This window comes from Alkaliphilus sp. B6464 (assembly GCF_018141165.1).
Lineage (GTDB): Bacteria > Bacillota > Clostridia > Peptostreptococcales > Natronincolaceae > Alkaliphilus_B.
Genome location: NZ_CP058557.1, coordinates 1,279,980 through 1,304,654 on the forward strand (window position 1 = coordinate 1,279,980; position 24,675 = coordinate 1,304,654).

The following is a 24,675-nucleotide window of genomic DNA, read 5'->3' on the forward strand; positions in this document are numbered from 1 at the left end:
TAATAATATTTTATCGTAGTGTTGATAGATATTTATTGCATCGGTGGTAAAGTATTAATGAAAGATATTATACCATCGGCGATAGCATATCCGGCATTACGACGAAATGTAGATGATTTTAATTTTTCTAAATCAGCAATTGTATCCATAAATAGAATTTCTGGAAGTATAGCCCACGCTTTTGTAGCTACCGGATCAATTACGTATATATTTTCGCCACGTTGACTTGGAGCTGATTTCACGCCTCTGTCACGTACTCCTAAACTTGATACTAGCTTATTGTTTACGGCTTGGGCTAGTTGTTTAACATAGCTACTTGAATTGTCATGCTTCCAAGTTTCAATTCCTGTTCCTCCTCCTGCATTGTTATGTATACTTACAAGAATATTTGCACCGTAAGCATCTGAGGCTGCGGCTCTTTGATTAGGGGTTAGCTTTATATCAGTTTCTCTGCTCATTCTTGTTTGAACCCCATAACTATTTAATCTATCTCTTGTATGTTTTGCTATGTCTAAAGCAAAATCTTTTTCATAAAAATTACCATTAACTGCTCCAGGATCACTACCTCCATGACCTGCATCAATAAAAACCTTATAAATTGAGTACGACATTTTTAATTTCCTCCTTGATATTTTTTATTTTAGTAAGACTCCCTTTGTTGGCCAACTTATTTCGTCGTACACTGTATAAAAGAGATTTAGCTCAAAATAATCAACCACTTTTTAAAATCTTGTTATATTCATAATAGATTACAAATTTTATAAAATATTTATTATATTGTAAAGTAGATACATAAAAAAGAATAGATATAATAGATGGAGATGTAGGCATAGCATTTATCCCAGTTGACCCAAGACTCGAGAAGTTTTACCATGTAGCTAGAGTATATTTTGCAGAAAAAGTTAAATCAAAGTTTTTAGTTCCTATATACTTTAGAGATAATTTTTATATATGTAAAAACTTTGCAAACAACTAACTGATAGCTCTGTAAAAATTGTAGAGCTTACGCATGTAGGGCAACAGGTTAGTTTATAAAAGTAGTGCTTTAGAACATTATGGGAAGAGATATGGATTAAGAAAACAGTTTATTTGGAGTCCTTCAATGATAGAGAGATAGGCTAATTGACATAAATATTGACATATGGTATCATGTGAATGCTAATTAATATCATTTAAATTTAAACGTTTTAAATTTGTAAGTAAATATTTAATATAGAACAGACTAAACCAATACCCGTTTTTAAATCAAGTATTTAGGGTATTAATTTATAAATAATTCTAAGTGCATAGAGGTTTTTATATTAAAATTATTATAAAAAAAGGATTAAATAAAAAGTTAAGATTGCTAGGAGGGATATATTTGAACCAAACAAAGATCGTAGATAATGTATACCAATTGTCAGTAAATATAGAAGATATTTTATTTGAAGGATTATGGGAAATGCCTAATGGGGTATCAATTAACTCTTATATTATAAAAGGAGAAAAGACCGCGCTTATAGATGGCGTATGTGGTTGGGATGGTGTTCCCGAAACCTTATTAGCTTTGTTAGATAAGTTAGAAATAGATCCGAAATCTATAGAATACCTAATAATAAATCATATGGAACCAGATCATTCAGGCTGGATAGAAGCTTTTAAAAAAATAAATTCAAACTTTAAGATTGTGTGTAGTCAAAAAGGAGCAGAGTTGCTAGAAGTATTCTATAACCATAGCGACAATGTAATAACTGTTAAAGATAAAGATACTTTAGATTTAGGAAATGGATATATTTTGGAGTTTGTAGAAATGCCTAATGTACATTGGCCAGACACCATAGGTACATTTGATACAAAAACAGGTATCCTATTTTCCTGCGATGCATTTGGATCATTCGGTACTGTTAATGAATCTAATTATGATGATTTGTTAAATCAAGAAGAGATAGATTTTTATGAAAAAGAAGCTGTAAGGTACTATTCAAATATTATAGGAGCTTTCTCATTACCTGTTAAAAAGGCTATTGGAAAGTGCGAAAACCTACCTATTAAAATGATAGCACCGGGACATGGAATTGTTTGGAGAAAAAATCCAAATAAAATAATAGAAGATTATAGTAGATATGTATCCTATCAGAAAGGATTAGCAAGGAAAGAGATAACACTTATATGGGGTTCTATGTATGGAATGACTCAAAAAGCAGTAGATTATGCTATAAAAGAGTTAGAAAAGGAAAATATAAGTGTAAATGTTCATAAAGTGCCGGAAGATTCTTGGGGTACTATATTAGCTTCCGTGTGGACATCTACAGGAGTAATATTAGCTATGCCAACCTATGAATATAAAATGTTTCCACCAATGGCAGCAGTATTAGAGGAGCTTGGAAAGAAAAAGGCAGTAGGTAGAAAAGCTTTTAGATTTGGCTCATATGGTTGGTCTGGTGGAGCACAAAAGGAATTGGACGAAATTATGGATAAATATAAGATGAATTGGGAGTTTATAGAGCCTGTTGAATTTAAAGGATCACCAAGAGAAGAAGATTTAAATCTAATAGGACTGCGTATAAATGAATTAATTAATATAGTAAATAATTTATTCTAAATTTTTAATAATAAGATTTTAGACAGAAGATAGTAAAAACTCTATCTTCTTTTTTTATTATATAACAAAAATACTTTTCTTGCTTTTGAGTTTTGCCAGACATTTTTAAAGAGTATATATTAATATTTTGAGAAACTACTATCATAAAGAATACAATTATTTTATATTATAGGTTGGTCAAAAAATAACATACTGTTAATTTTATTAAGTTAAAAGCTTCTATTGTATTACATATAGAAGCCTTTAACCATTTTTATATATTAATTTTGAGATTTGATAGAATTATACAAATAAAAGTGAGAGCAAAAAAGTATATTTGGAATATATTTATGATATATGATTAATATGGTATAATACCCATAATATAGTATGAATATAATAACTAATATTTATTAGTTATTATAAGAGATATAAAAAAAATAAATAATACAATGTGATAGTATATACATTTTATTATGATAATCTAAAATTGAATTTTAGTAATAAGAAAGTATTTACAAGAAAAAATTAATTTTTATAGGAGAGATTATGTTGAGAAATATAAAGATGATTATTATTTTGTTAATAATTATTATTTTGAATGGGTGTACATCAAATATGTTAAATATAGATGACAATAATGAGACAAATAATCTAACAGATGTAAAAAGTGGTGATGAAACAGATAGCCCTATTAAAATTCATGTAGGAAACTATTATAAAACATGGTCACATGCTGGATTATATTCCACTTTTTTGGATAGTTATGATTCAAAACTATATATTATGAAAGAAGATAAAATTATTTCTACAATTGAGGACTTTAATTATTCATCACCAATATTATCGCCTGATGGTAAACACTTTATATCAATAGATGTAGAAGAATTAGATCAAAATAAAAAATATACGTTTTATTTATTTAATACTGAAACAATGGAAAAGGAACTTTATACAGAACTAGATATTGAATTAGAATTTAACAATGAACATCTATTGGGTACTATAATATGGAATGATCAGGGAATATATGCTGGCAGCACACTTTTCAATGAAAACTATAAATCACTAAGTAATGATTTGATTATGATTAATGCTTCTGGTGAAATACAAGTAGTATGGGAAGATGCTCCTTCTTCCCTAATTGAAGATATAATTGATTATTGGGTATTATATTACGAAGAAGATGATTATGTTGCTTATAATCTTCAGACTAAAGAATCTATAATATATGAAGGTTTTCGAACACCAGTTAATGGACTTAATGATTATAGCAATTTAAAGTTTTTGGAAGTTCCAACAAAGCTAATAGGTAGTAAAACTTCTATTTATGAAGAAAAGTATACATTTATATATGATCACGAAGAGGGTAAAAAGATTAAAGTCTATGATGAAGTATTTATAGGATTTTCGACTTCTGGTTTTGCATATAAAAAATATACAGGCAATGAAAATGAACATTATATATATATTAAGCCTTGGGATTTTAAATAATTGTTTAGTCTAAAAAAATATGATGAAATAAATCATCATACTTTTTTAAGCTCTATTGCTGAGGCTGAGGATAAACTCTATCCATTACTAGACCCCTAATACTAGATAGCTTACTATAAATTCCTGAACCAGGACAAGTAGTTGCAGTTACATCTTTATGCCCTAAAATATTCGACGGTGAAATATTATTCTTGTAACATAACCATGCTAAAATATCTATCAGTTTATTTTGTTGTGTAGAAGTAAAACTACGTATATCATAATTACCATGAAGCATTACCGCAATGCTACGATAATTATAGCCTGGCGCATGGATTCCTTCTTTTGTATCGGTTCTCCCCTCAAGTATAGTTCCATTTATTCCAATACAATAATGGTATCCTATATCGCCCCACTCTTGGCCTATGTGAATTTGTTGATATCTTCTCATTGCTGCTTTTTCATCTGGATAAGCTTTTATGATAGCATCATTTGCATCTCCTGCATGATGAACTATTATATATGCTGGGTTTTTGAGATTACTCGTTTTACTTAAATCTACAGCTGTAGCACCCCATCCAGATCTTGATACCATTGAAGGCTTTGGTTGTACTATCATACTCATTATAAATTCCTCCCTATATAAATTATTTTTTGTTTTATAAGACTCTTTCTGTTGGCCAACTTGTTTCGTCTTACACTATATAAAAGAGATTTAAATCAAAATAATCAACCATAGCGGAGATAATATAAAAAACAAAAGACTATTGTATATGGATTATTAGAGCATTTAGGAATTGCAAGAGCACTTTCTCATAATTCAGATATGATTATTGCGGATAAACCGACTAGGAATTTAGATATTGATACAGAACAAAGTGTTTACGAAAAATATGGAAGCAACATTGTTTATCTGGCACCTATATATGACTTTAATAAGCAAATTGGTGCAATTAAAATTACGTACATTGTTAATAATTTTTATAAGAAATACTCAGTACTAAAGTAAATTTATTTTTTTAAAATAATTCTAATGAATATATATAATGTCATTTATATTAAAGTTTAATCGGATAATAGCACCTGAATTAGTTAAATATATTGGAATTTATAATTAATTATAATAGATGACAAGTAGATATATAATAAAAAATATATAGACATATTTATCTATATGTTTTCAATTTCTAATCATAGTTATTAGATTTTAGAAAAAATTCACCATATAAAGATAATCTCTATATTTTAAATAATATTTCTAAAATAAAAAACATGACTTATATACTAAATAATTCATAGATTAGGAGGCCAAAAGAGTATTTGAAAAATATATATGTATAAAACAGAAGGATATTTCTGATTGTGGCGCTGCATGTATAGCTACTATTTCAAAACAGTATGTTTTAAAAGCACCAGTAACAAAGATAAGAGAAGTTGCAGGAACATATAAGTAAGGAACTAATGCGTATGGGATTATTAAAGCAGCTGAAGCTGTTGGCTTTTCAGCAAAGGGTGTAAAAGGAAATCACGAGCCGTTTTTTAGCGAATTTTCTCTTCCAGCCATAGTTCATATAATTACTAACTCATCAATTTTACATTATGTTGTAATACATTCAATTAATAAAAACAAGGTTATTATTGCAGATCCAGCTGAAGGGATAATAGAATATACTACTGATGAGTTTTTCAAAATTTGGACAGGGATTCTTATTTTAATGGTATCAAGTAGTCAGCTTGAGAGACAAAATGATACGACAAACATGTATACAAGACTTTTTTCTATTTTAAAACCTCAAAAGAGTCTATTGTTATATATTTTCTTAGCCTCTACAATACATACAATTCTAGGTATATTAGGTGCTTTCTATTTTAAGTTTTTAATATATGATATTTTACAGTATAACCTTAAGAAAATGCTATACGTATTATCTATAGCAGTAATTACTATAAACTTACTTAAAGTAATTTTACAAGCATTTAGAACTCACCTACTCTTATATCTCAGTCAAAAAATAGATATACCTTTAATATTAGGGTATTATGAACATGTAATAGATTTATCAATGAGCTTTTTTAGCAATAGGAGGGTTGGAGAAATTATATCTAGATTTATGGATGCGTCAAAAATTAGAGAAGCTATCTAAAGTGCAACGCTAACTATAATGGTAGATACATTTATGGCGATAGCTGGATGAATAATTTTGTATTATCAGAGTCCCTATATTTCTGAAATTACCGTTATAATACTTATTTTTTATTGTATACTTGTACTTATATTTAATAAGCCTATCCGAGAAGCTAACGAAAAAAATATGAAGAGTAATGCAGAGCTTACGTCATATTTGGTTGAGAGTTTAAATGGAATAGAAACTATTAAATCATTTAATGCAGAGAGAACAGCAAAATTTGAAACTGAAAAAAATTTATCAAATTTCTAAAGAACATATTTGATACGGGAAAGATACTTAATATCCAATATTCATTACTTACTTATCTAAGTCACTTTATTGAAGCAGTAGATAATCAATAAAAAAAATAATCATTACCATAAATAAATAGAATTTTTTAGTTATACTTTTTTCAGAACATAAGTTTTAGAAGAAATAAATTTATAGTAAAAGTTACTATTTATAAAAATACATACAAAATGGTTTGCTAAAATAAAAAACTACTTTATATATTAAATAGAAAATTATATTTAGTATCCCCAAAGAAAAATAAAAGTGAGAAGGATCAAAGTATGAATCAATGGTTAATGTTTTAAAATAAGCTAATTTTGATAAAAAATATTTATTTGAGGATGATAATTTTGAAAAATGTATATATTCTATTACTTATTATAGTAGCAATTATCTTTATATCTTTTGTAAGACTTTATATGAATAATAAACAATTAGCAAAAAAAGACTTAGAAGGTTAATTATTTATTTGATTTCGGTTTTTATAACATATAAAATAACATATTCAATTTTTGGAGACTACTTTCTTATCCCATTAATACCGGCATTGCTATATATTCCTTTTCTTTATTTTGATTATATAAATAAAAATAAAGATTAAGCAAAAATCATTTCCTTATAACTAATACAGGAAATGATTTTCGCTTATTTAGTATTTACATTTAGATAAAAATTAAGTATTAATCGTCTTTTAAATCTTAACTTATAGCTATAGACCTAAAAAATCTCCAATACTTGAGGTAGGTATATATGTTGTACCTGTACTTGCCCAAGATTTTAGACTAAGTAAATTTCTTTCAGATATTCTATTGTTTAAATAATCATTAATAGTAGAGTAAACTAGTTCTTCTTGGAACTCTATAATAACATTTCCATTATTATTCATCTGATCAGCAATACGTCCAAGATCAGCGGCTATTCTCTGTTTATTAGTAGGGAAAACTGTCAAAATTCCATACATGACACCGGCAACATAAGAGTACATTCCTGTTACCGGATGCAGCAATCCTATACTACTTATACCTGTTCCAACAAGTAAATTTTACCATGAACTTAAGCTTGAATTTGCAAAGTTATCTCTCATTTTAATTACACCTGATTTTGGAAGTGATACAAAGGAACTAGTAAGTACCTTAGTTTCTAAGAAACTCATAATAACATCTCCTTTTATAATATATTTTTATTTTTTTAAGGCTCTTTCTGTTGGCCAATTTGTTTCGTCTTCACTATATAAAAGAGATTTAAATCAAAATAATCAACCATATCGGAGATAATATAAAAAACAAAAGACTATTGTATATGAATTATTAGAGCATGTAGGAATTGCAAGAGCACTTTTTCATAATCCAGATATGATTATTGCGGATAAACCGACTGAGAATTTAGATATTGATACAGAACAAAGTGTTTATGAAAAATATGGAAGCAACATTGTTTACCTGGCACCTATATATGATTTTAATAAGCAAATTGGTGCAATTAAAATTACGTACAGTGCTGAAAGGGAAAATATTTTTTATAAAGATATAAAATTACTATTTTACAAAATAAGTAGAGTATCTATATGCATAGCTTCTTTAATTGGGATTCTATATTTCTCAAAGATAGCAGAGGATATTTCAAGGCTAAAATATTCTGTTGAAGCCATAGAACAGGGAGATTATGATTCTATTATGAAACTAGATTCTCAAGATGAACTGGGAGATCTGAGAGAAAGAATATTTTTTGTGGCAAAAACAATAAAGCAAAACATAGAAGATATAACTACTGAAAAGGAAAAATTAGAGTTAGCCATTAAAAAACTTCAAAAATTAGAAAAGCAACAAAAAGAATTCATAGGAAACATTACTCATGAATTTAAAACGCCTCTAACAGTGTTAAAAGCACAAATAGATTTAATAAGCCTTTATAGAGATGATGAAGAGATGGCTTGTAGGTCAAAAAAATAGCAGAAAAGGAATTAAAAAGATTAGATGGTATGGTTGAAAATATTCTTTCTCTATCTAGAGTTGAAAAATACGACTTCGAGTTTAAGAGAGAGAAGATTAATACAAAAAAACTTCTTAAGGATATAGGCCTGAGAATGGAAGGAAAAGCTTCTAAATTTGGCATTAAAATAATAGAAAACCTTCAAGATGCTTATATTTTTATAGACGTTGAAAGCTTTATGCATATATTTATAAATCTTATAGACAATGCAATAAAATACAACGTGAGAAACGGACAAATATATATAAGAAGCTATACTAAAGAGGATAAAAATCATATTCAAATTGAGGATACAGGCATTGGTATACCGAAGGAGCATAGAGAAAAAATATTTGAGCCATTTTATACGGTAGATAAAAACAGAAGGTCCTCTCATACGTAAATTTTATAAGATAGTAAAGGTAGTATAAAACAATCTGTGCTTAAGCCAAGAAATGTTCTTCTCTGGCAATAATTAAAAATTATAATAAACCAGAGAACAGCATTTTTTTAATCAACGTGCTTGTTTTTTCGCATTCTTCTTTCCAAATATAGTTACTGATAATATTCTTATTCTTCGTAATTGGATGAAACAATACTACCTTTTGATTTTCTTCGCTTGATGAATATTAAATTATCACACAATTCGACAAATGAGTTATGCTAATATATAGTTGTAGGCCTGTTTATATATAAATATTAGGGGGAATATATATGAGTTTGCATTTATCTAATCATGTTTTAAAAGAAATCTATTTAAAAAATGGTCAAAAATTGGTATTAGGAAAGCCTTCAGCAGAAGATGCAAAAAAAATGATAGAATATTTTAATATAGTAGGTGGAGAAAGTGACAATTTATTATTTGGAGCAGGAGAATTCAAACTCACTATAGATCAAGAAATAAATCATATAAATTCAATAAATAGTGATGAAAACTCACTTATTATATTGGGTGTAATAGATGAAAATATAGTTAGTGTAGCGCAGATTATTAGTTCAAAAAGAAAGAGAATAGCTCATAATAGCGAGATGTCTATTTCTGTGAAAAAGGATTACTGGGGAACTGGTATCGGTACTGCCATGATGAATGAAATAGTAAGGTTTGCAAAAAGTAATAATACAATAAGAAATATTACTTTAGGGGTAAATGCAGGTAATACAAGAGCTATAAAATTATATGAGAAGTTTGGATTTGAAATAATCGGAGTTCATAAAAATAACTTCAATGTAAATGGCATATATGATGATGAAATATTAATGGATTTAAATATTTATTAGGTATCTATTTATTATTGGCAAGTATTTGGATAAATTTAGAAAATAATTTTGTTGAATTTTTTCCAGTTTAATATTCTAGAATAATGACTTTCTGTGTCCTAGTCTATAGCTCTTGCCAGTCATATTAAAAAGTTCACATCTGTTTCTTCTCTTGTTATTGGAAGATAACCAAGTTAATTTATTATGGCAAGGCTTGAAGATAGTATTCTATTAATTTTTCCTTTACTTTTTCTTGATATTTAGTGTTGACAATCCAAAATTATATTTAGTATCTTCAAAGAAAAATAAAGATTAAGCAAACAAAAATCATTTCCTTATAACTGATACAGGAAATGATTTTTGCTTATTTAGTATTTACATTTAGATAAAAATTAAGTATTAATCGTCTTTTTATAATATATTTTTATTTTTTAAGACTCTTTCTGTTGGCCAACTTGTTTTGTCTTACACTATATAAAAGGAGATTTAGGCTAAAATAATCAACCATTATTTAAAAATTAATTTATAAATAAATTTTACTATATTTAAATGTTATCTGTTTTAGGATTCATTTTGCTGTGTTAATATATATGATTTAACCTCTTCAACGTCTTTTTTTACATCTTCAATAACACTTAACTTATTTGTTAGATTAGATATTATCTGTTGATAATTACATTCTCTTTCTTCCTGCTTTATATCTCTTTTCTCTTGAGCTTTTAAGATATAAAAAATAAGAGCTACAGATAATGCTGCCCAAACTCCTTGAGTAGAAGCTAGTTTTAATACCTCATTTTCCATTATTACACCTCCTTACTTTTTAAAATGAGTTCTTTAAATTGGACTGAAGAGAGTACTATATTAATTTAAAATAATTTTATGGGTACAGATGTAAACCATATGTAAAAAAAATTTAAATGTAGATAGAGGAATATGGCGCTTTTAATAAAGTAATTAAAGCGTTGCTAGAGATATGTACAAGAAAAAATGATATTGAAACTCGAATAGATCTAATATTGATATGTTTTTTGTCGATGCTTAATAATATAAAGAAGATAAATTGCAATCAAATTGTAATATTTTTACAACAATTTATGACATATTATATATTTCAATTGTTGTACAATTATAATAATAAAAAAATTAAGATGCAATTAACAATATATATTTTTATAAGATGCTTTAGTTGGTTACGGAAAAGAGACAAAACGAGATTGTAAGAAAAGAAAATATATAATTTTTTTTACTCTTTTACAGAACATAAGTTCTGAATAAAGAGAATATATGGTAGAAAAGTAACTAATTATATAAATATATACAAAATGGTTTACAGAAAATTTAAAAAACTCTTTTATATATTAAAGAAGGTTACAATTAGTTTTACTAAAGAAAAAATAAAGTAGGAGGGATCAAAGTATGAATCAATTAGCAGAAAACTTTTTAAAGAGACAAAAGCTTGATGATGAGTTAAAAAGTAACATGTTACCAGGTAGTTTGCAAGATGAGTTCAATAACTATGCTTTTAAAGTCTATCTATATGGATATGTAAAGAAAACCATAGTTTTCTCTGCAATGCAAATCAAGAAAAAAACTAATCAAATAAGCCAAAGAGAAGAATTGAGCTTAAATATTATTGATCCTAATTTCAATGAAGAAAGAATAAACCTCATTGAGTATAGTCAAAATGATTTTTTAGATGATATAAGTGAGTTTGTTGTAAAAGATAGTAGCTGTAGTTATGATGAGATTTCTCATGATAAGAAAATATTAAAGGCTATTAATACTCTTACAGATAGACAAAAACAAATTTTATATATGTGTGTCATTACAGGGGAAAGTGACACTTTAGTTGCTAAAAAACTTGGTATTACAAAGCAGGGAGTTAATAAAATAAAGAAGGCTGCTTTAAACAAATTAAGAAGAAAGTTATATTCAGATATATAAAAAAATAGTTAAATCAGGAGGGAAGGAGATATGGAAGATAGAGAATTACGGAAAGTTTTTCACAATGCACAAAATGGGGATAAGGATTCTATACAAAAAATACTAGAAATGTTTCAGCCTTTAGTTCATAAAAATAGCTTTATAGATGGAAAATTTGATGAAGACTGTTTTCAAGAGCTAAATATTAAACTTATAAACTGTATAAAGTCTTTTGAGTTTTCACCTATACCTGTAGAGGATGTATATAAAGCCTTTGAAGAATTACTATCGTATAAAGAATAATGGGTTTACATTAAAGCATAATAAAAATAATATGATATTTATTTTATTAGGTTAAAAGCTTCTGTGCAATATATAGAAGCTTCTAATTATTTTTTATTACAATATATAAAATAAATGATTGACTTATTTTTAAAGTTAATCTGTAAAAAAGATATATGAATTGTAATGAAATTGTAATATTATTACAACGATTTACGACATGTTATCTATTTTAAATATGTTAGAATTATAATAAGAAAATAGGTTAATCTCTCCTTTTATAATATATTTTATTTTGCAAGACTTTCGCATCGACCAACTTATTTCGTCTTACATTATATAAAGGAGATTTGGGAAGAAATAATAAATTATTTTTAAAAAGTAATCTATAAAAATTTTTATCTTGATTAAAATATGCTATATCTTAGTATTTATTTTGCTGTGTTAATATATAGGACTTAACTTCTTCTACATCTTTTTTACATATTTAATAACATTTAACTTATCTGTTAAAGTAGATATTATTTCTTGATATTTATGCGCTCTTTCTTCCTGTTTTATATCTATTTTCCCTTGATGTGGGGCTAGTTTTATAGACACATTTGGATATTCATCGGTGTCAATTTTATTTGTCTCCGTAATGTATTATTTTTTATCTAATATATCTAATAAATATATAGAAAATAAAAATCAGGACTACTCGTGAGACATATAGTCCTGATTTTCATTTTTTAAACTATAGTGTAAGTTTCTTGTAAGCTGTTAATTTTATTAAGTTAAAAACCTTTGTGCTATATAGAAGTTTTTAACTATTTTTATATATTGATCTGGAAATTTGGTAGAATCACAAAATAAAAAGTATTAAAGTATATATAACAAATTTTACAATATATGAATTATATGGTAAAATACCTATAAAAAGTTTTTTTGAAAAAAGGCTAGAATTTTGTGCATAATATTTTTAAAATAAAAAAGATCGTATAAGTATTTTCTATTATCGCATTTAGGAGATTATTGTCATAAGATATTATATGATATAGCTATGTTTATATAAAAAACTAATTACATAAAATGTTAGACCAAAGTTTTCAGTACATAATAACTTTCTATATTTAGATTTTCTTAATATACTGTTTCTGGAGGGGTATATATGATTAGATCAAAGTCAATAAAATATATGATAATAGCAATACTGAGCTTACTGATAATATATTATCATAATAAATTAATTTTAATGGATAATAAAGCTTATGAGCTGCTAGGTAGCGATATAAGATTAAATTATAATATTTTTCACCCATTAGCAGTTTTAATTATAACTATAAGTTATAATATGTACAATAATATAAGTACAAGACACAATAAAATTACTTATTTAATATATATATGCTTAACATTAATTATAATTATTAGTGCTTGGACTAAAGGTTTGAGTTATGTTGGATTAACACTACTTATTTTAGGAATCTGTGCTTCAACTTTGAATAATAAGATTGAAGAGTATATTGATTTAAATAAGAAATAAATAAAAAATGAGAACTCTAAAAATAGATTCTCATTTTTTATTATTATAAAGCATACCTCTCATTAGATGGTAGTGTTAATAAAGAAGGCCTTATGCTACTCTTGAATATCTGGTCCTAGTATAGTAAGTGTAATGATTACCGCTTCCAGATGACCATTCAATATATTCCGTATAAATTCTCATCTTTCCGCCTTTTGCAATTATCTCATTAATTACAGCATCTCTTTCATTTTTTAGTTTTTCAGCTACCATTAAATCATATAGGCTAGCTGCTACAACTCCCCAACCTAGTCCTCCTAGTATAGGAGCAAATTTTGCCGCTAGAGCTTTTTTTGCAAATTTAGATACTAATGAACTGGTGAGGGTTATTCCTGCTCCTGCTACTACAGATTCTATATCAGAATAACTCACACCTGTTTCAGAATTAAGATAATTCAATAGTTGCGTTTGTGTAAAATCTTGATAAGTGGAAGATACCACTCTTGTTGCCATATTATCATCCCTTTTCTTATTTTATTTTTTAAGACTCTATCTGTTGGCCAACTTGTTTCGTCTTACACTATATAAAAAGAGATTTAGCTCAAAATAATCAACCAGTTTTTGAAATTAACATTCAGCTTTATAAATTTGCAAAGACCTCCTATTTTAATATTTTAGTTCTTATATGCCGTTAGGCAGCTTTGTTTATTGATTTACTTCTATTTAAAGCAATAGTTCCTGCAACAAGCGATATGCAGTTAAATAATGCATGAACTTTAGCTTTTTAATACCTCTGGATCTTATGTTGTCCAAATTTAGATATTCTTTAAGTCTACTATTACATCTTTCAACTGAAGTTCTTTTATTGTATTGGTTTTGCCATTCATTAGAAGATCTTAATGGATAAGCATATAGTCTTGCATTTTCTTTATAGTTAACTTTTAATGTATATCCATAATTAGAAGAAGAACACTAATTCATCGCGAAGGGACAGTTACATTCGCCTACGGCATGAGGACATCGAAATTTTAGATAATTTCCATCTTTGCCCCAATATACTAGTTTATATCCTGCGGAGCAAATTGGGTCAAAGTTATCATCTAACCCTTCAGGTGGTGCATAACTTCTCCTAGGATTATAGAATATTATTGGAATACCATCAAATTTACTTATTATATCACTATAAATGTACTCAAAATCGTAACCTGAATCCATAGAATAGTAAGTTGGCTTAAAGGTATCTTTGTAATTATTAAAAAATTGTTCAATTAAAGATATTGCTACAGTACCATCATAAATACTAGCTGGAGTAACTAATATATCTAGTGGTAGTTCGCTCTTAGAGTCGCATAATATATGCAGTTTCCAACCAAACCACCTTATGTTATTACCATTAGTATCTCTTTTCATGCCCCAGTTAGGATTAGTTCCATCATCTACTATAGATTTTTTAGGTTTTGCAGCTTCATAAGAATCTAACTTAGTTGAGTCAATAGATATATGATCTCCATCAACAATATTTAGTTCTTTAGCTTGCAATACTAACTGATAAAATAAATTTTCAAGTTCTTCAGTTTCAGTTAATCTATTTATGAATCTACTGAATGTAGATTCAGATGGAACCTGCCCTAATATATTAAATCCACAGCAATATCTAAGAATTGGATTTTGTTTCAGCTTTAAAACTAGATCTTTTATAGTTTGAATCTTTTCTACCTGCATAGTTATTAAAGAATAGATTAATGCTGTTGGCTCATAGCCCTTCGGGCCTTGTGTTCACCTGTTTTTCTTAGTATTGCAGCTAATTCAGAAACATCAATTTGAGATAAAATCATCTCTAATTTAGTTTCTTGCTGAAATTTTATAATTTCCTCAAAGGAAATTATGCTCATTTGTCGAATACACATTAAGTGGTTTCGCTCCCTTCGGGTGGTTTTGTTCGCACTTAATCTATTCGATATGTTGGGGTGAAACCCCTTTTTGCATTTATTGAATTTTAGTAAAATCAATAGTTAAGAAATATGAAATTTACTCATTTATTAATCTAAGATAAGAATATATTCTATATATAAGATAAAATAAAGTTTATTCTATTCTTTATAGGACGATAGAAATACCACGAGCTTAGCTGGTGGATTATTATTTATTGCCGTTTCTGTGTATTTTATGATGATTTTTTTAATCACTTAATAAACTAATATGTAAGGAAATCATTTGTTTCTTAAAGAATTCTTAAGAATGTTGTTTATACTTTTTTTAGAATTATGGTGTATAATAAAAGTTGCAATTAATGTATAAGGGGGATAAATATGAAATTTTCAAAGAAAAAGAAGATTATTGCAGGAGTTGTAGTTCTTGCTCTTACTTTAGGGGTGGTTAGTGTAAATGCTAAGCGTAAATCGGCTGTTAATAGTGGGATGGCTGTAAGTGTTTCCGATGTTGTTAAAAAAGAGATAAAGTCTACTTTAAGTCTTAAGGCGCCGCTTGAAGGAACAGAAAGCGTTGAGGTGGTGTCAAGGCTTCACTATGAAATACTTTCCATTGATGTTAAGGAAGGCGATAAGGTGGAAAAGGACCAGGTGCTTGCAGTGCTTGATGTAGGCCATCTTGAAGAAGAAATTGCGAAGCTTAAGGACAATGTTGAGCTCTTGCAGATTCAGAACACTGAAGGAAAAAGCGGCAAAGAAACCTCTGCAGCTTTAGCAGAGCAAAGGCTTAAGGAAGAGCTGGAAAGCAGCCAAAGGAGCTACGAGTCTGCCTTGGAAATGTATAGTACAGCTAAAAGCAGATACGAAAGTACAAAAGTATTGTATGATTCAGGAGCGACAAGCGAGTGGGAGCTTACGGACAAGGAAAATGCTCTTAACGAGGCAAAAAGAAAGGTTGATACTTTTAATGTGGTGGACGGAAAGGTTCAGGCCACTGATGCACAGTTGGCAGAGATAAGAAATGCAAAAATTTCTTCAAATAATGCTTCGGGAGCAAAAAGCATAGAAATCGCAAAGAAGGAACTTGAAAGAAAGAGAAAGGAGCTTGAGGACTGCAAGGTTAAAAGCTCTATAGAAGGAACCATAACAAGGGTCAATGCAAAGGTGGGCCGTTTTGCAGACGAGATAGATGATAAAAAGCCTATGTTTGAAATTGAAAATATCGATACGCTTAAAATGGTAGCAAATGTAAGTGAATATGACATAGGGAAGATAGAAATAGGGCAAAAGGTTAAAATAAGCGCAGATATTTTAAATGGCGATGAAATTGATGGCATTGTGTCACGCATAAGTCCCACAGGAGAGCAGAAGCAGGGGTCAAACGAGAGAATAATTCCTGTCCAAATTGATGTGACTGGGGATACAAAGGGGCTTATTGCGGGAATTAACGCTTCGGCCAAGGTTGAAACAGCCATTGCTCAAGATGCACTTGTTATTCCCTTAGAGGCACTTATAGATAATGGTGACAATACATATAGTGTTTTTGTTCTTAAAGAAGACAAAACGATTAAGAAATTAAATGTTTTGCTAGGAGTAGAGGATGTGCTGGAGGTTCAGATCATATGCGACGAGCTTAAAGAAGGAGATAAGGTTGTGCTTAACCCCAATGCCTTTATGACAGACGGAATGAGTGTGATTGTGAATGAGTAGTATTATAAAAATTGAAAATCTTAGCAAAACATACGACACGGGCGCTGTTCAGGTTCATGCACTGCGAGATGTGAGCCTTTCCATAGAGGAGGGGGATTTTGTTGCCATAATGGGTAAGTCGGGCTCGGGAAAATCAACACTTATGAATATTCTTGGCTGTCTTGATAGGCCCACAAGTGGAGTTTACGAGCTAGACGGAATTAATATTTCTAAAATGGAGAGCAGGGAACTTTCTTCTATAAGAAACAAAAAAATAGGTTTTGTTTTTCAATCCTTTAACCTGATTCCTCGAACATCTTCACTTAAAAACGTTGAGCTACCTATGGTATATGCAAAGATGGGGAAGAAGGAAAGGCAGAAAAGAGCAATAGAACTGCTGGAAAAGGTAGGCTTAGGAGAAAGACTTGATCACATGCCCAACGAAATTTCAGGAGGTCAGAAGCAAAGAATAGCCATAGCAAGGGCTCTTGCTAATAAGCCAGCAATCATTTTAGCTGACGAACCCACGGGAAATCTTGATACCTCTTCTTCTGAGGAAATTATGGACCTTTTTACTGAGCTTAACAATGAAGGCGTAACTGTGATTGTTGTTACCCACGAGGATAATATAGCCGAATACACCAAAAGAATTATACGCTTTCGTGACGGGCAGATTATTGAGGACAGAAGGAGGGAGGCGGAATAATGCTTATTTTTGAAAATATAAGTCTAGCCTTTTCTTCCATCAGAGTAAATAAAATGCGCTCCTTCCTTACAATGCTTGGAATGATTATAGGAATAAGTTCTGTTATTTCAATAGTTTCTCTCGGAGATACTATGAGAAGCGTTATTGCTGATGAATTTGAAAATGTCGGTACAACTCTGGCCTACAGCTACATAATGTCTGAAAGCGACTATTATACTTCGAACGAGACCTACAGCTATGAGGATATAGAGAATATAAAAGAGATTTTTGGAGATAAGGTGGAATATATAAGCGCAGGAGCTAGGGCTTCCGGAAAAATTAAAAACGGAAGGGTTATGAAGGATGCAAGCCTTGAGGGATTGGCAGAAAATCCTGAGGCGTACAAGAAGCTTAATATTATACACGGAAAGATGTTTTCTGATAACGATATTAAAAATTCAAGACCCTACATAATTATCGAAGACAAAACAGCCGAAGAGATCTTCGGAACAAAAAATGCTGTAGGTAAGATTTTAAGAATTCAGGTTAACGAAAATCTTCTGGAGTTTACAGTTACGGGAATTTATAAAAACAATGATTCGGCCCTTAAAAAACTTTTGGGTGGCAGTGAGACAAGAGCATTAACCTATGTTCCCGAAACAGCTATAACAGAAAAAGATGATTTGATTTGGGCGATCGAGATAAGTTCTTCAAGAGATATAAGCGTTGAGGAATTTAAAGCAAAGTTCATAAATTATGTGAGCAGAGCAAAGGGGATAAAGGCTGAAAATATAAGATATTATACTGCCGAGGCGGAAATGAAATCCATTGATGGTATGATGGGTACACTTTCCCTTATTGTAGGTGCCATTGCAGCTATCTCTCTTGTGGTTGGCGGCATAGGCATTATGAATATTATGCTTGTTTCAGTTACTGAGAGAACGAGGGAAATTGGTATTAGAAAATCACTTGGAGCAAGAATGGAGGATATTCTTCTTCAGTTTCTCGTGGAGTCTGCTATAATTTCTGCAGCAGGGGGAATTATAGGCACGATACTTGGAGCAAGCGTTGTGGCAATAGGCGGCATGGCCTTTGGTATAAGTGCCATTGTTAAGCCACAGGTGGTTATAACAGCAGTTGTTTTTTCTGCCATGGTAGGTATTTTCTTCGGACTCTACCCTGCAAGAAAGGCAGCAAAGGCTGACCCTATTGAGGCGCTTAGATACGAGTAAGGCAGATGCAACGGGGCTATTGCAAAATATAAATTTTGCAATAGCCCTTTTAAAGTTCTTGAAAAATTACTATAGTTAAAATAGTATTATTAAAAAAATAGTATAATGTTAATTTTATTAATTAGGAGCTTTTGTAGTGTATATAGAAGTTTCTAATTATTTTTATGTCTTCTTAATACCCTGTGCATATATAAATACTTAATTATATAGAGGTAGATTTAGTAATTAAAATACAATGTTTACGTTAATAAGTAATATATAAATATATAGATAAATAACACCAATAATTAAAAAATAATAAATGTATTTCATTAATCATATGAATTCTAATAAATGTGAAACTAAGTCTCTTGTTAATGCTAGATCCTATTATAAATAATTTAATTTTTAAACTTGTTTATCTATAGATTGAAATGAAACTGTAATATTCCTATAACAATTTACGACAAAGTATCTATTTTAGGTATGATATACTCGTAGGCAACATAAGTAAAATAGTTTAAATGTAGAAAGGATTTGATTATAAACATGAAGAAGTTTAAATATATATTTATCGCATTAATACTGTTATTTTTAGCAACATTTATTTACCAACATTATATATATTATAAAATCCCATATAACCCATTAGTTGAGCTAGACTCTGATACTCTAAATGGTTTCCATTTTAGCGAAAATCACCCTCACCCTAATGATACAATAAAGAAGTCTACTCATAATTTAAATACCACCACTCGTATATTTGAATATTTTAGTGATTTGAATTTAGTGCCTTTAAAAGAGAAATCAAATTGGGATGAAATTTATAACCATGGGGATATTTACTATTCTGGTATGTTTGAATTTGAGACCTCACCAACAGGATATGGGACAGAGGTACATATTAACGAAATATGGCTAGATAATTTAACCATTCTACGGATTAGTTCCCCCAGGCCTAAATTTAAAGACGGATATTATAAGATTATAGATGATAAATTTGATTATGAGTATATTAATGACTTAATTACTAATTCTCAAAATTAATGTAAAAAAACCTCATTGATTTGTTAAACTCAATGAGGTTTTTTTACATTAATTTAAATTATTACATCGGTATCCAATAGCCTCTAACTTTTACTGCTTTAACCATTCCTCTACCTTGAACAATTCTAAATCCCTCATCAATGAATTCAAGAAATGGTAATTGTACTTCTATTAATTCGTAGTTTGGATTGTCATCCATTATGTTCCAAAGTTGTTCTAAATAATCCTCTCCATTTCTACAAACACTAATTATCGTATCACGCTCACTTGGTGATGAAGTTATTGCTGAAATTGCAGCGGCTGCTAAAGTTACAGCTTATAATATATTTTTATTTTGCAAGACTTTCTCATTGGCCAACTTATTTCGTCTTACACTATATAAAAGGAATTTAGGAAGAAATAATCAACTATTTTTAAAAATTAATTTATCCTAAATAAAAAATGAGAATTCTAAAAATAGATTTTCATTTTTTAGAGATATTAAAGACAGATCACGATAATTTAATCATGATCTGTTTATTTAATTACATCTAATAATTTTTATACAAAGGTAACATACTAAGCATTTAATCCAATATTAAAATCTATGGTCCCTTCTACGCAGAAGCTCTCTAATCAATAGTATGAATATGAGGTCACGAAGGAATGGTCTTCGAGCAAACCTATCTTCACCAAATTCAGGAAATTGCTGAGACATAGGTCGCCAATTTTCCCAGTCTCCCTCCAATATCTTTTGGTGCTATATAATATAAACTTTTTTTATGGATGTTACTTTATAAGGACTACGATACAAAGCTTTTACTTTTCTGTAGAGGATCAATATCATATAAAGTTTCAAAAACATGGACTTAAGAGAATGTAGATTTTGCACTCAATATATAAAAATGTAATAAATTTTAAAAAAATTAATACCATGATAACATAAGGAAATTATCCTTAAAAAGGGGGAGTACTATGTTATCAAGCAATGCATTTATAAGGCAATCTTTAGAAACTCATCTTTTTTTTGCTAGAATTATGAAGGAACACTCATTTTTCTTACAAGTAAGTTTTACTCCAAGGGATGTGAATTATTCTCAACAGGCAGATCACTTGAGAATGGAGTTTGATAAACTCTTATGGGAGGTCGTCTGTCTGTCAAATGGGGTCGTAGGCCCTAGTGTTATTCAATCAGGAGAAGTGGTAACACCATATACCTTAAAGGCAGAAAACCTATCTTCATACTATACAGGTGTAAATATACCAACCTATATTACACAGGCAGAAATGGAACTAATGGGTGGAGAATGTAAGATTTTTAACCCAATGTTTGAACAGACAATATACATGCTTAATCACAGAGCAATATGTTTAATAACAGCTATAATAGATTTTAAAACCAATGTTTTATCCAATGTTTTATCCTGCAACATGTTTACAACCAACTATCCTTTATTAATTGATCATATTTTAAGGGAAGCAAAATTGTATTTAACAATAATTACTAGGCTTCAAAACAGAGAAAAAGTTGATGTAGAAAAAGAAATCTATGAGCAGGAGCTATTTTGGAATAGAATTATGGCAGAGCATTCAAAATTCATACGTGGATTATTAGATCCAACTGAAGATGATTTAATTAATACAGCCAATAATTTTGCCAATGAATTTGATGAATTGACAAAGGCAGTGGAGAAAATTATTGAAGAGTGCTTACCAATTGATGAAATAACAGACGAAAGTTTAGAAGCTACAAAGAGATTTAGTGATTTTAATGCTCAAGGTACTAAAGGATTACTGGAGTGCAAGATTAGGTCTATAATAATGCCTTTACTGGGGGACCATGTACTTCGTGAATCCAATCATTTCATACGTTTATTAAAGAAATTTCAGAAGCTAGATTAGCTTATAACTATATTAATGATGGTTGGTTCAATGAATCCTTAAATTTTTAGTATACAATAGTTGTAGTAAGAAATAAAAAATGTGATTTTTTATTTCACTAGATATGTCTCTTTTTTGAGTCATTTGTCTAAAAAAAGATAATATTATCTTTTTTTGTCGAAATATGCTTGAAAAGCTCGATATTTACTAATACATAAGCATACTCTTTTACTTGCATTATCAATTTAGTTAATTTTTTATCTCAAAAATGATAATTTTTACTTTGTTAATTTGCTATTGACAATTTTTTATATACACTTTTTTAAAAAAATCTATATTTTATTTTGTCAGTGAAATATAATATATACTAAACTTGTATATGTAGAAAAGCAGCAATTAGGGCTATGGTAGCATTTCATAAACATAATACAGATAAAAAATAGGAAGATAAATTATCTTTCTATTTTTTATTTGATAAAAAACAATATGTTATTTTTTTGGCAAGGATATTGCAATATATTTAAGTATAAAAAATAGAGGAGGATGATCTTATGAAAAGAGTAGCATTAAAGGATTTAAATACTGAAAACATTAAAGTGGATATTGAAGGATTTGTTGCAATTATTACTATGAACAGACCAAAGGCTCTCAATGCACTAAACAATCAGACTTTAGACGAGTTAAATACTATCATTGATAGCATAAGTGCAGATGAGGAGATTTTAGGAGTTATTATAACAGGTGAAGGAAAAGGTTTTGTTGCAGGGGCAGATATTGTTCAAATGCAACCGTACAAAGCAGAAGAAGGCAGGAACTATGCAGAATATGCTCAAGGTACATTTAATAAAATTGAAGCCTTAGGAAAGCCTGTAATCGCAGCGGTAAATGGTTATGCATTAGGTGGAGGATGCGAACTATCGATGAGTTGTGATTTAAGGATTGCTTCTGAAAGGGCTGTTTTTGGACAACCAGAGGTAAATTTAGGTGTTATTCCTTGCTTTGGAGGAACACAAAGATTACCTAGGCTTATAGGTAGCGGACGAGCAAAGGAGCTTATTTTTACAGGAAGAATGGTAAAGGCTGACGAGGCAGCTGCTATAGGGCTTGTTAACAAGGTAGTTCCTGCTGAAGAACTTTTAAGTGAAGCCAAAAACATGATGACCACTATAATTTCAAAGGCCCCAATGGCTATTAAATATTCTAAGATATCTATTAATAAAGGTGCTGATTTAGATTTAAGTAATGCTCTTGAGCTTGAAAAGGATTTAGCAGCGCTCACATTTGCTTCAGAAGATAAGGACGAGGGTATGACAGCGTTTTTAGAAAAGAGGACTCCTAAATTTATTAATAAATAATTTTTTTAATATTCTTTTATGATACTTAATTAGTTAATAAATTATTAACATAAACAATAAAAAGTGAAAGGAAGGTTAGCGCATGTCAGGGGCAGAAATGGTAAGTTTAATTGGCATTATAATTGCACTTGGTTTATTAATGATTTTAGTAATGAAGGGAGTAAATATTTTTATCATAGCTATAGCTTGTTCTGTTGTTGTGGCCTTAACAGGAGGGATTAATTTATATGATGCTTTGAAGTCAAATTATATGGAGGGCTTTGTTGGTTTTTTAAAAAATAATTTTTTAATTTTTTTAACAGGTACTCTAATGGGAAAAATGTATGAAGTCACAAATGGTGCTAAAGCAATAGCGAAAATGATTGTTAGGACTTTCGGTGCAAAAATGGCCTTAATATCAATCCCTTTGGCCTGCGGTATCATCTCTTATGGTGGAGTTAGTGCCTTTGTTGCAAGCTTTGCTGTTTTTCCTATTGCTATCGAAGTTTTTAAGGAAGCTGATTTGCCTAGAAGATTTATTCCAGCCGCATTAACATTTGGATGCTCTACTTTTGCTATGGTTGCACCAGGTGCTCCACAGATTCATAATGCTATACCTGCACAAGTATTAGGAACAGACTTAATGGCGGGTGCAGTAATGGGCTTTATTTCCTGTGCTGTTATCCTTTTATTGGGAGCATTCCTTTTATATAGAATGGTAAATAAGGCGAAAGCCAATGGCGAGCACTTTGTAGCTAAATCTATGGATAATTTTCAGGAAGATACAGAGCTTCCTAATGGAGTTATGGCCTTGATCCCATTAATTATCACAATTATATTGATTAATTTTAAAGTTGATGGCAAGCCAATACTTCCCCTTGAAGCAGGCGTATTTGTCGGCTCTATACTAGTATTTATTATTCTAAATAAATATCAAGATAACAAGAGAGTCCTTGATAATGTAGGAGAAGTCTGTAAAACATCTATATTTTCTATAAGTAATACTTGTGCTGTTGTTGGTTTTGGTGCAGTAGTTCAGGCTTCACTAGCTTTCCCAGTTGCTGTAAATGCAATGGTTAATATTCCAGGCCCAGAATTTGTTGGTATCGCTGTAGGTACAACAGTTATAGCAGGTATAACTGGTTCTGCATCAGGCGGATTAGGAATTGCAGCTCCTCTATTAGGACCTGTTTATTTAGCAAGAGGTGTTGCAGCTGGCGCAATACACAGAACAATGTCTATTTCATCAGCGGCGTTAGATTCATTACCACACAACGGATATATCGTTACAGTTACAAATGGCTTATGTAATGAAACACATAAGGATGCATATGGACCTATATTTTGGCTTACAGTAGTTACTCCTGCAGTTGGTACTATAGTTGCAGTAGCTTTATTTTCCATGTTCCCTATGCTTCCATAACAAAGTAATTAGGTGAAATAAATATATTATGTATAAAAAAATGATTTTATTTAATTAAAAGGAGGTTTTGAT

25 protein-coding genes and 2 pseudogenes are annotated in these 24,675 nt (G+C 29.7%); 17 read left to right on the forward strand and 10 right to left on the reverse strand.

Annotation, left to right across the window (positions count from 1 at the left end):
• Positions 1-32: 32 nt before the first annotated feature.
• Positions 33-611 (reverse strand): N-acetylmuramoyl-L-alanine amidase, encoded by a 579-nt coding sequence (locus HYG84_RS06180; protein WP_212381318.1) that lies wholly within the window; start codon positions 609-611, stop codon positions 33-35.
• 749 nt (positions 612-1,360) lie between these two features.
• On the opposite strand from HYG84_RS06180, the gene HYG84_RS06185 reads away from it, so the two are divergent.
• Positions 1,361-2,581, forward strand: coding sequence for an FprA family A-type flavoprotein (locus HYG84_RS06185; protein ID WP_212381320.1), 1,221 nt, complete (start codon positions 1,361-1,363; stop codon positions 2,579-2,581).
• 531 nt (positions 2,582-3,112) lie between these two features.
• Positions 3,113-4,054, forward strand: coding sequence for a hypothetical protein (locus tag HYG84_RS06190; RefSeq protein WP_212381322.1), 942 nt, complete (start codon positions 3,113-3,115; stop codon positions 4,052-4,054).
• Between the two features lie 52 nt (positions 4,055-4,106).
• Here HYG84_RS06190 and HYG84_RS06195 read toward each other — a convergent pair whose 3' ends face one another.
• The gene (locus HYG84_RS06195; protein WP_212381323.1) at positions 4,107-4,658 is read right to left on the reverse strand and encodes a peptidoglycan recognition protein family protein; all 552 of its coding nucleotides are present in this window, start codon (positions 4,656-4,658) and stop codon (positions 4,107-4,109) included.
• Positions 4,659-4,859: 201 nt separating this feature from the next.
• Here HYG84_RS06195 and HYG84_RS06200 point away from each other — a divergent pair, with 201 nt between their 5' ends.
• Positions 4,860-5,042: a hypothetical protein gene (locus HYG84_RS06200; RefSeq protein ID WP_212381325.1), complete on the forward strand. Its 183-nt coding sequence runs from the start codon at positions 4,860-4,862 to the stop codon at positions 5,040-5,042.
• Positions 5,043-5,418: 376 nt separating this feature from the next.
• Positions 5,419-6,471, forward strand: a pseudogene (locus HYG84_RS20740) (ABC transporter transmembrane domain-containing protein).
• A 730-nt stretch (positions 6,472-7,201) separates the two neighbouring features.
• On the opposite strand, the gene HYG84_RS06210 reads toward HYG84_RS20740, so the two are convergent.
• Positions 7,202-7,498 carry a hypothetical protein gene (locus HYG84_RS06210; RefSeq protein ID WP_212381327.1) on the reverse strand — a complete coding sequence of 99 codons (297 nt, stop codon included), beginning with the start codon at positions 7,496-7,498 and terminating at the stop codon, positions 7,202-7,204.
• A 346-nt stretch (positions 7,499-7,844) separates the two neighbouring features.
• On the opposite strand from HYG84_RS06210, the gene HYG84_RS06215 reads away from it, so the two are divergent.
• From HYG84_RS06215 to HYG84_RS06225, 3 genes are all read left to right on the forward strand, one after another.
• Complete coding sequence (locus HYG84_RS06215) at positions 7,845-8,441, forward strand: hypothetical protein (protein ID WP_212381329.1); 597 nt, start codon at positions 7,845-7,847, stop codon at positions 8,439-8,441.
• A 29-nt stretch (positions 8,442-8,470) separates the two neighbouring features.
• Complete coding sequence (locus HYG84_RS06220; RefSeq protein WP_212381331.1) at positions 8,471-8,863, forward strand: sensor histidine kinase; 393 nt, start codon at positions 8,471-8,473, stop codon at positions 8,861-8,863.
• 311 nt (positions 8,864-9,174) lie between these two features.
• A complete protein-coding gene (locus HYG84_RS06225) occupies positions 9,175-9,738 on the forward strand; it encodes a GNAT family N-acetyltransferase (RefSeq protein ID WP_212381333.1) in 564 nt (187 codons plus the stop codon).
• 540 nt (positions 9,739-10,278) lie between these two features.
• Here the strand turns inward: HYG84_RS06225 and HYG84_RS06230 are convergent.
• Positions 10,279-10,518 (reverse strand): BhlA/UviB family holin-like peptide, encoded by a 240-nt coding sequence (locus tag HYG84_RS06230; protein WP_212381335.1) that lies wholly within the window; start codon positions 10,516-10,518, stop codon positions 10,279-10,281.
• 615 nt (positions 10,519-11,133) lie between these two features.
• On the opposite strand from HYG84_RS06230, the gene HYG84_RS06235 reads away from it, so the two are divergent.
• Both HYG84_RS06235 and HYG84_RS06240 read left to right on the forward strand, forming a co-directional pair.
• The gene (locus HYG84_RS06235) at positions 11,134-11,661 is read left to right on the forward strand and encodes an RNA polymerase sigma factor (RefSeq protein ID WP_212381337.1); all 528 of its coding nucleotides are present in this window, start codon (positions 11,134-11,136) and stop codon (positions 11,659-11,661) included.
• Between the two features lie 30 nt (positions 11,662-11,691).
• Positions 11,692-11,943 carry a helix-turn-helix domain-containing protein gene (locus HYG84_RS06240; RefSeq protein WP_212381339.1) on the forward strand — a complete coding sequence of 84 codons (252 nt, stop codon included), beginning with the start codon at positions 11,692-11,694 and terminating at the stop codon, positions 11,941-11,943.
• A 447-nt stretch (positions 11,944-12,390) separates the two neighbouring features.
• Here the strand turns inward: HYG84_RS06240 and HYG84_RS06245 are convergent, their stop codons facing one another.
• The gene (locus tag HYG84_RS06245; protein ID WP_212381341.1) at positions 12,391-12,522 is read right to left on the reverse strand and encodes a BhlA/UviB family holin-like peptide; all 132 of its coding nucleotides are present in this window, start codon (positions 12,520-12,522) and stop codon (positions 12,391-12,393) included.
• 550 nt (positions 12,523-13,072) lie between these two features.
• Here HYG84_RS06245 and HYG84_RS06250 point away from each other — a divergent pair.
• Positions 13,073-13,447: a hypothetical protein gene (locus tag HYG84_RS06250; protein ID WP_212381343.1), complete on the forward strand. Its 375-nt coding sequence runs from the start codon at positions 13,073-13,075 to the stop codon at positions 13,445-13,447.
• Between the two features lie 90 nt (positions 13,448-13,537).
• On the opposite strand, the gene HYG84_RS06255 is transcribed toward HYG84_RS06250, so the two are convergent.
• The 4 genes and pseudogenes from HYG84_RS06255 to HYG84_RS06270 all read right to left on the reverse strand — a co-directional run bounded on the left by HYG84_RS06255 (position 13,538) and on the right by HYG84_RS06270 (position 15,318).
• The gene (locus HYG84_RS06255) at positions 13,538-13,939 is read right to left on the reverse strand and encodes a hypothetical protein (RefSeq protein ID WP_212381345.1); all 402 of its coding nucleotides are present in this window, start codon (positions 13,937-13,939) and stop codon (positions 13,538-13,540) included.
• A 210-nt stretch (positions 13,940-14,149) separates the two neighbouring features.
• Positions 14,150-14,332 (reverse strand): annotated as a pseudogene (locus HYG84_RS20820) (transposase); the annotation flags it as partial.
• A 66-nt stretch (positions 14,333-14,398) separates the two neighbouring features.
• Positions 14,399-15,148: a transposase gene (locus HYG84_RS06265; RefSeq protein ID WP_212381347.1), complete on the reverse strand. Its 750-nt coding sequence runs from the start codon at positions 15,146-15,148 to the stop codon at positions 14,399-14,401.
• Positions 15,149-15,165: 17 nt separating this feature from the next.
• The gene (locus tag HYG84_RS06270; protein ID WP_212381349.1) at positions 15,166-15,318 is read right to left on the reverse strand and encodes a hypothetical protein; all 153 of its coding nucleotides are present in this window, start codon (positions 15,316-15,318) and stop codon (positions 15,166-15,168) included.
• Between the two features lie 417 nt (positions 15,319-15,735).
• On the opposite strand from HYG84_RS06270, the gene HYG84_RS06275 reads away from it, so the two are divergent.
• From HYG84_RS06275 to HYG84_RS06290, 4 genes are all read left to right on the forward strand, one after another.
• Positions 15,736-17,064, forward strand: coding sequence for an efflux RND transporter periplasmic adaptor subunit (locus HYG84_RS06275; protein WP_212381351.1), 1,329 nt, complete (start codon positions 15,736-15,738; stop codon positions 17,062-17,064).
• A complete protein-coding gene (locus tag HYG84_RS06280; RefSeq protein WP_212381353.1) occupies positions 17,057-17,749 on the forward strand; it encodes an ABC transporter ATP-binding protein in 693 nt (230 codons plus the stop codon). Before HYG84_RS06275 ends, HYG84_RS06280 begins: the two co-directional genes overlap by 8 nt.
• Positions 17,749-18,960, forward strand: a complete 1,212-nt coding sequence (locus tag HYG84_RS06285; RefSeq protein ID WP_212381354.1) for an ABC transporter permease — start codon at positions 17,749-17,751, stop codon at positions 18,958-18,960. The genes HYG84_RS06280 and HYG84_RS06285 overlap by 1 nt, the downstream gene beginning before the upstream one ends.
• A 528-nt stretch (positions 18,961-19,488) precedes the next feature.
• A complete protein-coding gene (locus tag HYG84_RS06290) occupies positions 19,489-19,986 on the forward strand; it encodes a hypothetical protein (RefSeq protein ID WP_212381355.1) in 498 nt (165 codons plus the stop codon).
• A 61-nt stretch (positions 19,987-20,047) separates the two neighbouring features.
• Here the strand turns inward: HYG84_RS06290 and HYG84_RS06295 are convergent, their stop codons facing one another.
• Positions 20,048-20,185: a hypothetical protein gene (locus tag HYG84_RS06295; RefSeq protein WP_212381356.1), complete on the reverse strand. Its 138-nt coding sequence runs from the start codon at positions 20,183-20,185 to the stop codon at positions 20,048-20,050.
• 755 nt (positions 20,186-20,940) lie between these two features.
• Here HYG84_RS06295 and HYG84_RS06300 point away from each other — a divergent pair.
• The 3 genes from HYG84_RS06300 to HYG84_RS06310 all read left to right on the forward strand — a co-directional run bounded on the left by HYG84_RS06300 (position 20,941) and on the right by HYG84_RS06310 (position 24,603).
• Complete coding sequence (locus HYG84_RS06300; RefSeq protein WP_212381357.1) at positions 20,941-21,867, forward strand: DUF2935 domain-containing protein; 927 nt, start codon at positions 20,941-20,943, stop codon at positions 21,865-21,867.
• 530 nt (positions 21,868-22,397) lie between these two features.
• Complete coding sequence (locus HYG84_RS06305) at positions 22,398-23,201, forward strand: enoyl-CoA hydratase-related protein (protein WP_212381358.1); 804 nt, start codon at positions 22,398-22,400, stop codon at positions 23,199-23,201.
• A gap of 82 nt (positions 23,202-23,283) precedes the next feature.
• Positions 23,284-24,603: a GntP family permease gene (locus HYG84_RS06310; protein ID WP_212381359.1), complete on the forward strand. Its 1,320-nt coding sequence runs from the start codon at positions 23,284-23,286 to the stop codon at positions 24,601-24,603.
• The last annotated feature ends 72 nt before the right edge of the window (positions 24,604-24,675 follow it).

Coding starts and splice junctions, on each gene's coding strand:
- HYG84_RS06180 (WP_212381318.1), bottom strand. CDS start 611: ATGTCGTACTCAATTTATAAGGTTTTTATTGATGCAGGTCATGGAGGT.
- HYG84_RS06195 (WP_212381323.1), bottom strand. CDS start 4,658: ATGAGTATGATAGTACAACCAAAGCCTTCAATGGTATCAAGATCTGGA.
- HYG84_RS06200 (WP_212381325.1), top strand. CDS start 4,860: ATGATTATTGCGGATAAACCGACTAGGAATTTAGATATTGATACAGAA.
- HYG84_RS06215 (WP_212381329.1), top strand. CDS start 7,845: ATGATTATTGCGGATAAACCGACTGAGAATTTAGATATTGATACAGAA.
- HYG84_RS06220 (WP_212381331.1), top strand. CDS start 8,471: ATGGTTGAAAATATTCTTTCTCTATCTAGAGTTGAAAAATACGACTTC.
- HYG84_RS06225 (WP_212381333.1), top strand. CDS start 9,175: ATGAGTTTGCATTTATCTAATCATGTTTTAAAAGAAATCTATTTAAAA.
- HYG84_RS06230 (WP_212381335.1), bottom strand. CDS start 10,518: ATGGAAAATGAGGTATTAAAACTAGCTTCTACTCAAGGAGTTTGGGCA.
- HYG84_RS06235 (WP_212381337.1), top strand. CDS start 11,134: ATGAATCAATTAGCAGAAAACTTTTTAAAGAGACAAAAGCTTGATGAT.
- HYG84_RS06240 (WP_212381339.1), top strand. CDS start 11,692: ATGGAAGATAGAGAATTACGGAAAGTTTTTCACAATGCACAAAATGGG.
- HYG84_RS06250 (WP_212381343.1), top strand. CDS start 13,073: ATGATTAGATCAAAGTCAATAAAATATATGATAATAGCAATACTGAGC.
- HYG84_RS06255 (WP_212381345.1), bottom strand. CDS start 13,939: ATGGCAACAAGAGTGGTATCTTCCACTTATCAAGATTTTACACAAACG.
- HYG84_RS06265 (WP_212381347.1), bottom strand. CDS start 15,148: ATGCAGGTAGAAAAGATTCAAACTATAAAAGATCTAGTTTTAAAGCTG.
- HYG84_RS06270 (WP_212381349.1), bottom strand. CDS start 15,318: ATGAGCATAATTTCCTTTGAGGAAATTATAAAATTTCAGCAAGAAACT.
- HYG84_RS06275 (WP_212381351.1), top strand. CDS start 15,736: ATGAAATTTTCAAAGAAAAAGAAGATTATTGCAGGAGTTGTAGTTCTT.
- HYG84_RS06280 (WP_212381353.1), top strand. CDS start 17,057: ATGAGTAGTATTATAAAAATTGAAAATCTTAGCAAAACATACGACACG.
- HYG84_RS06285 (WP_212381354.1), top strand. CDS start 17,749: ATGCTTATTTTTGAAAATATAAGTCTAGCCTTTTCTTCCATCAGAGTA.
- HYG84_RS06290 (WP_212381355.1), top strand. CDS start 19,489: ATGAAGAAGTTTAAATATATATTTATCGCATTAATACTGTTATTTTTA.
- HYG84_RS06295 (WP_212381356.1), bottom strand. CDS start 20,185: ATGGATGACAATCCAAACTACGAATTAATAGAAGTACAATTACCATTT.
- HYG84_RS06300 (WP_212381357.1), top strand. CDS start 20,941: ATGTTATCAAGCAATGCATTTATAAGGCAATCTTTAGAAACTCATCTT.
- HYG84_RS06305 (WP_212381358.1), top strand. CDS start 22,398: ATGAAAAGAGTAGCATTAAAGGATTTAAATACTGAAAACATTAAAGTG.
- HYG84_RS06310 (WP_212381359.1), top strand. CDS start 23,284: ATGTCAGGGGCAGAAATGGTAAGTTTAATTGGCATTATAATTGCACTT.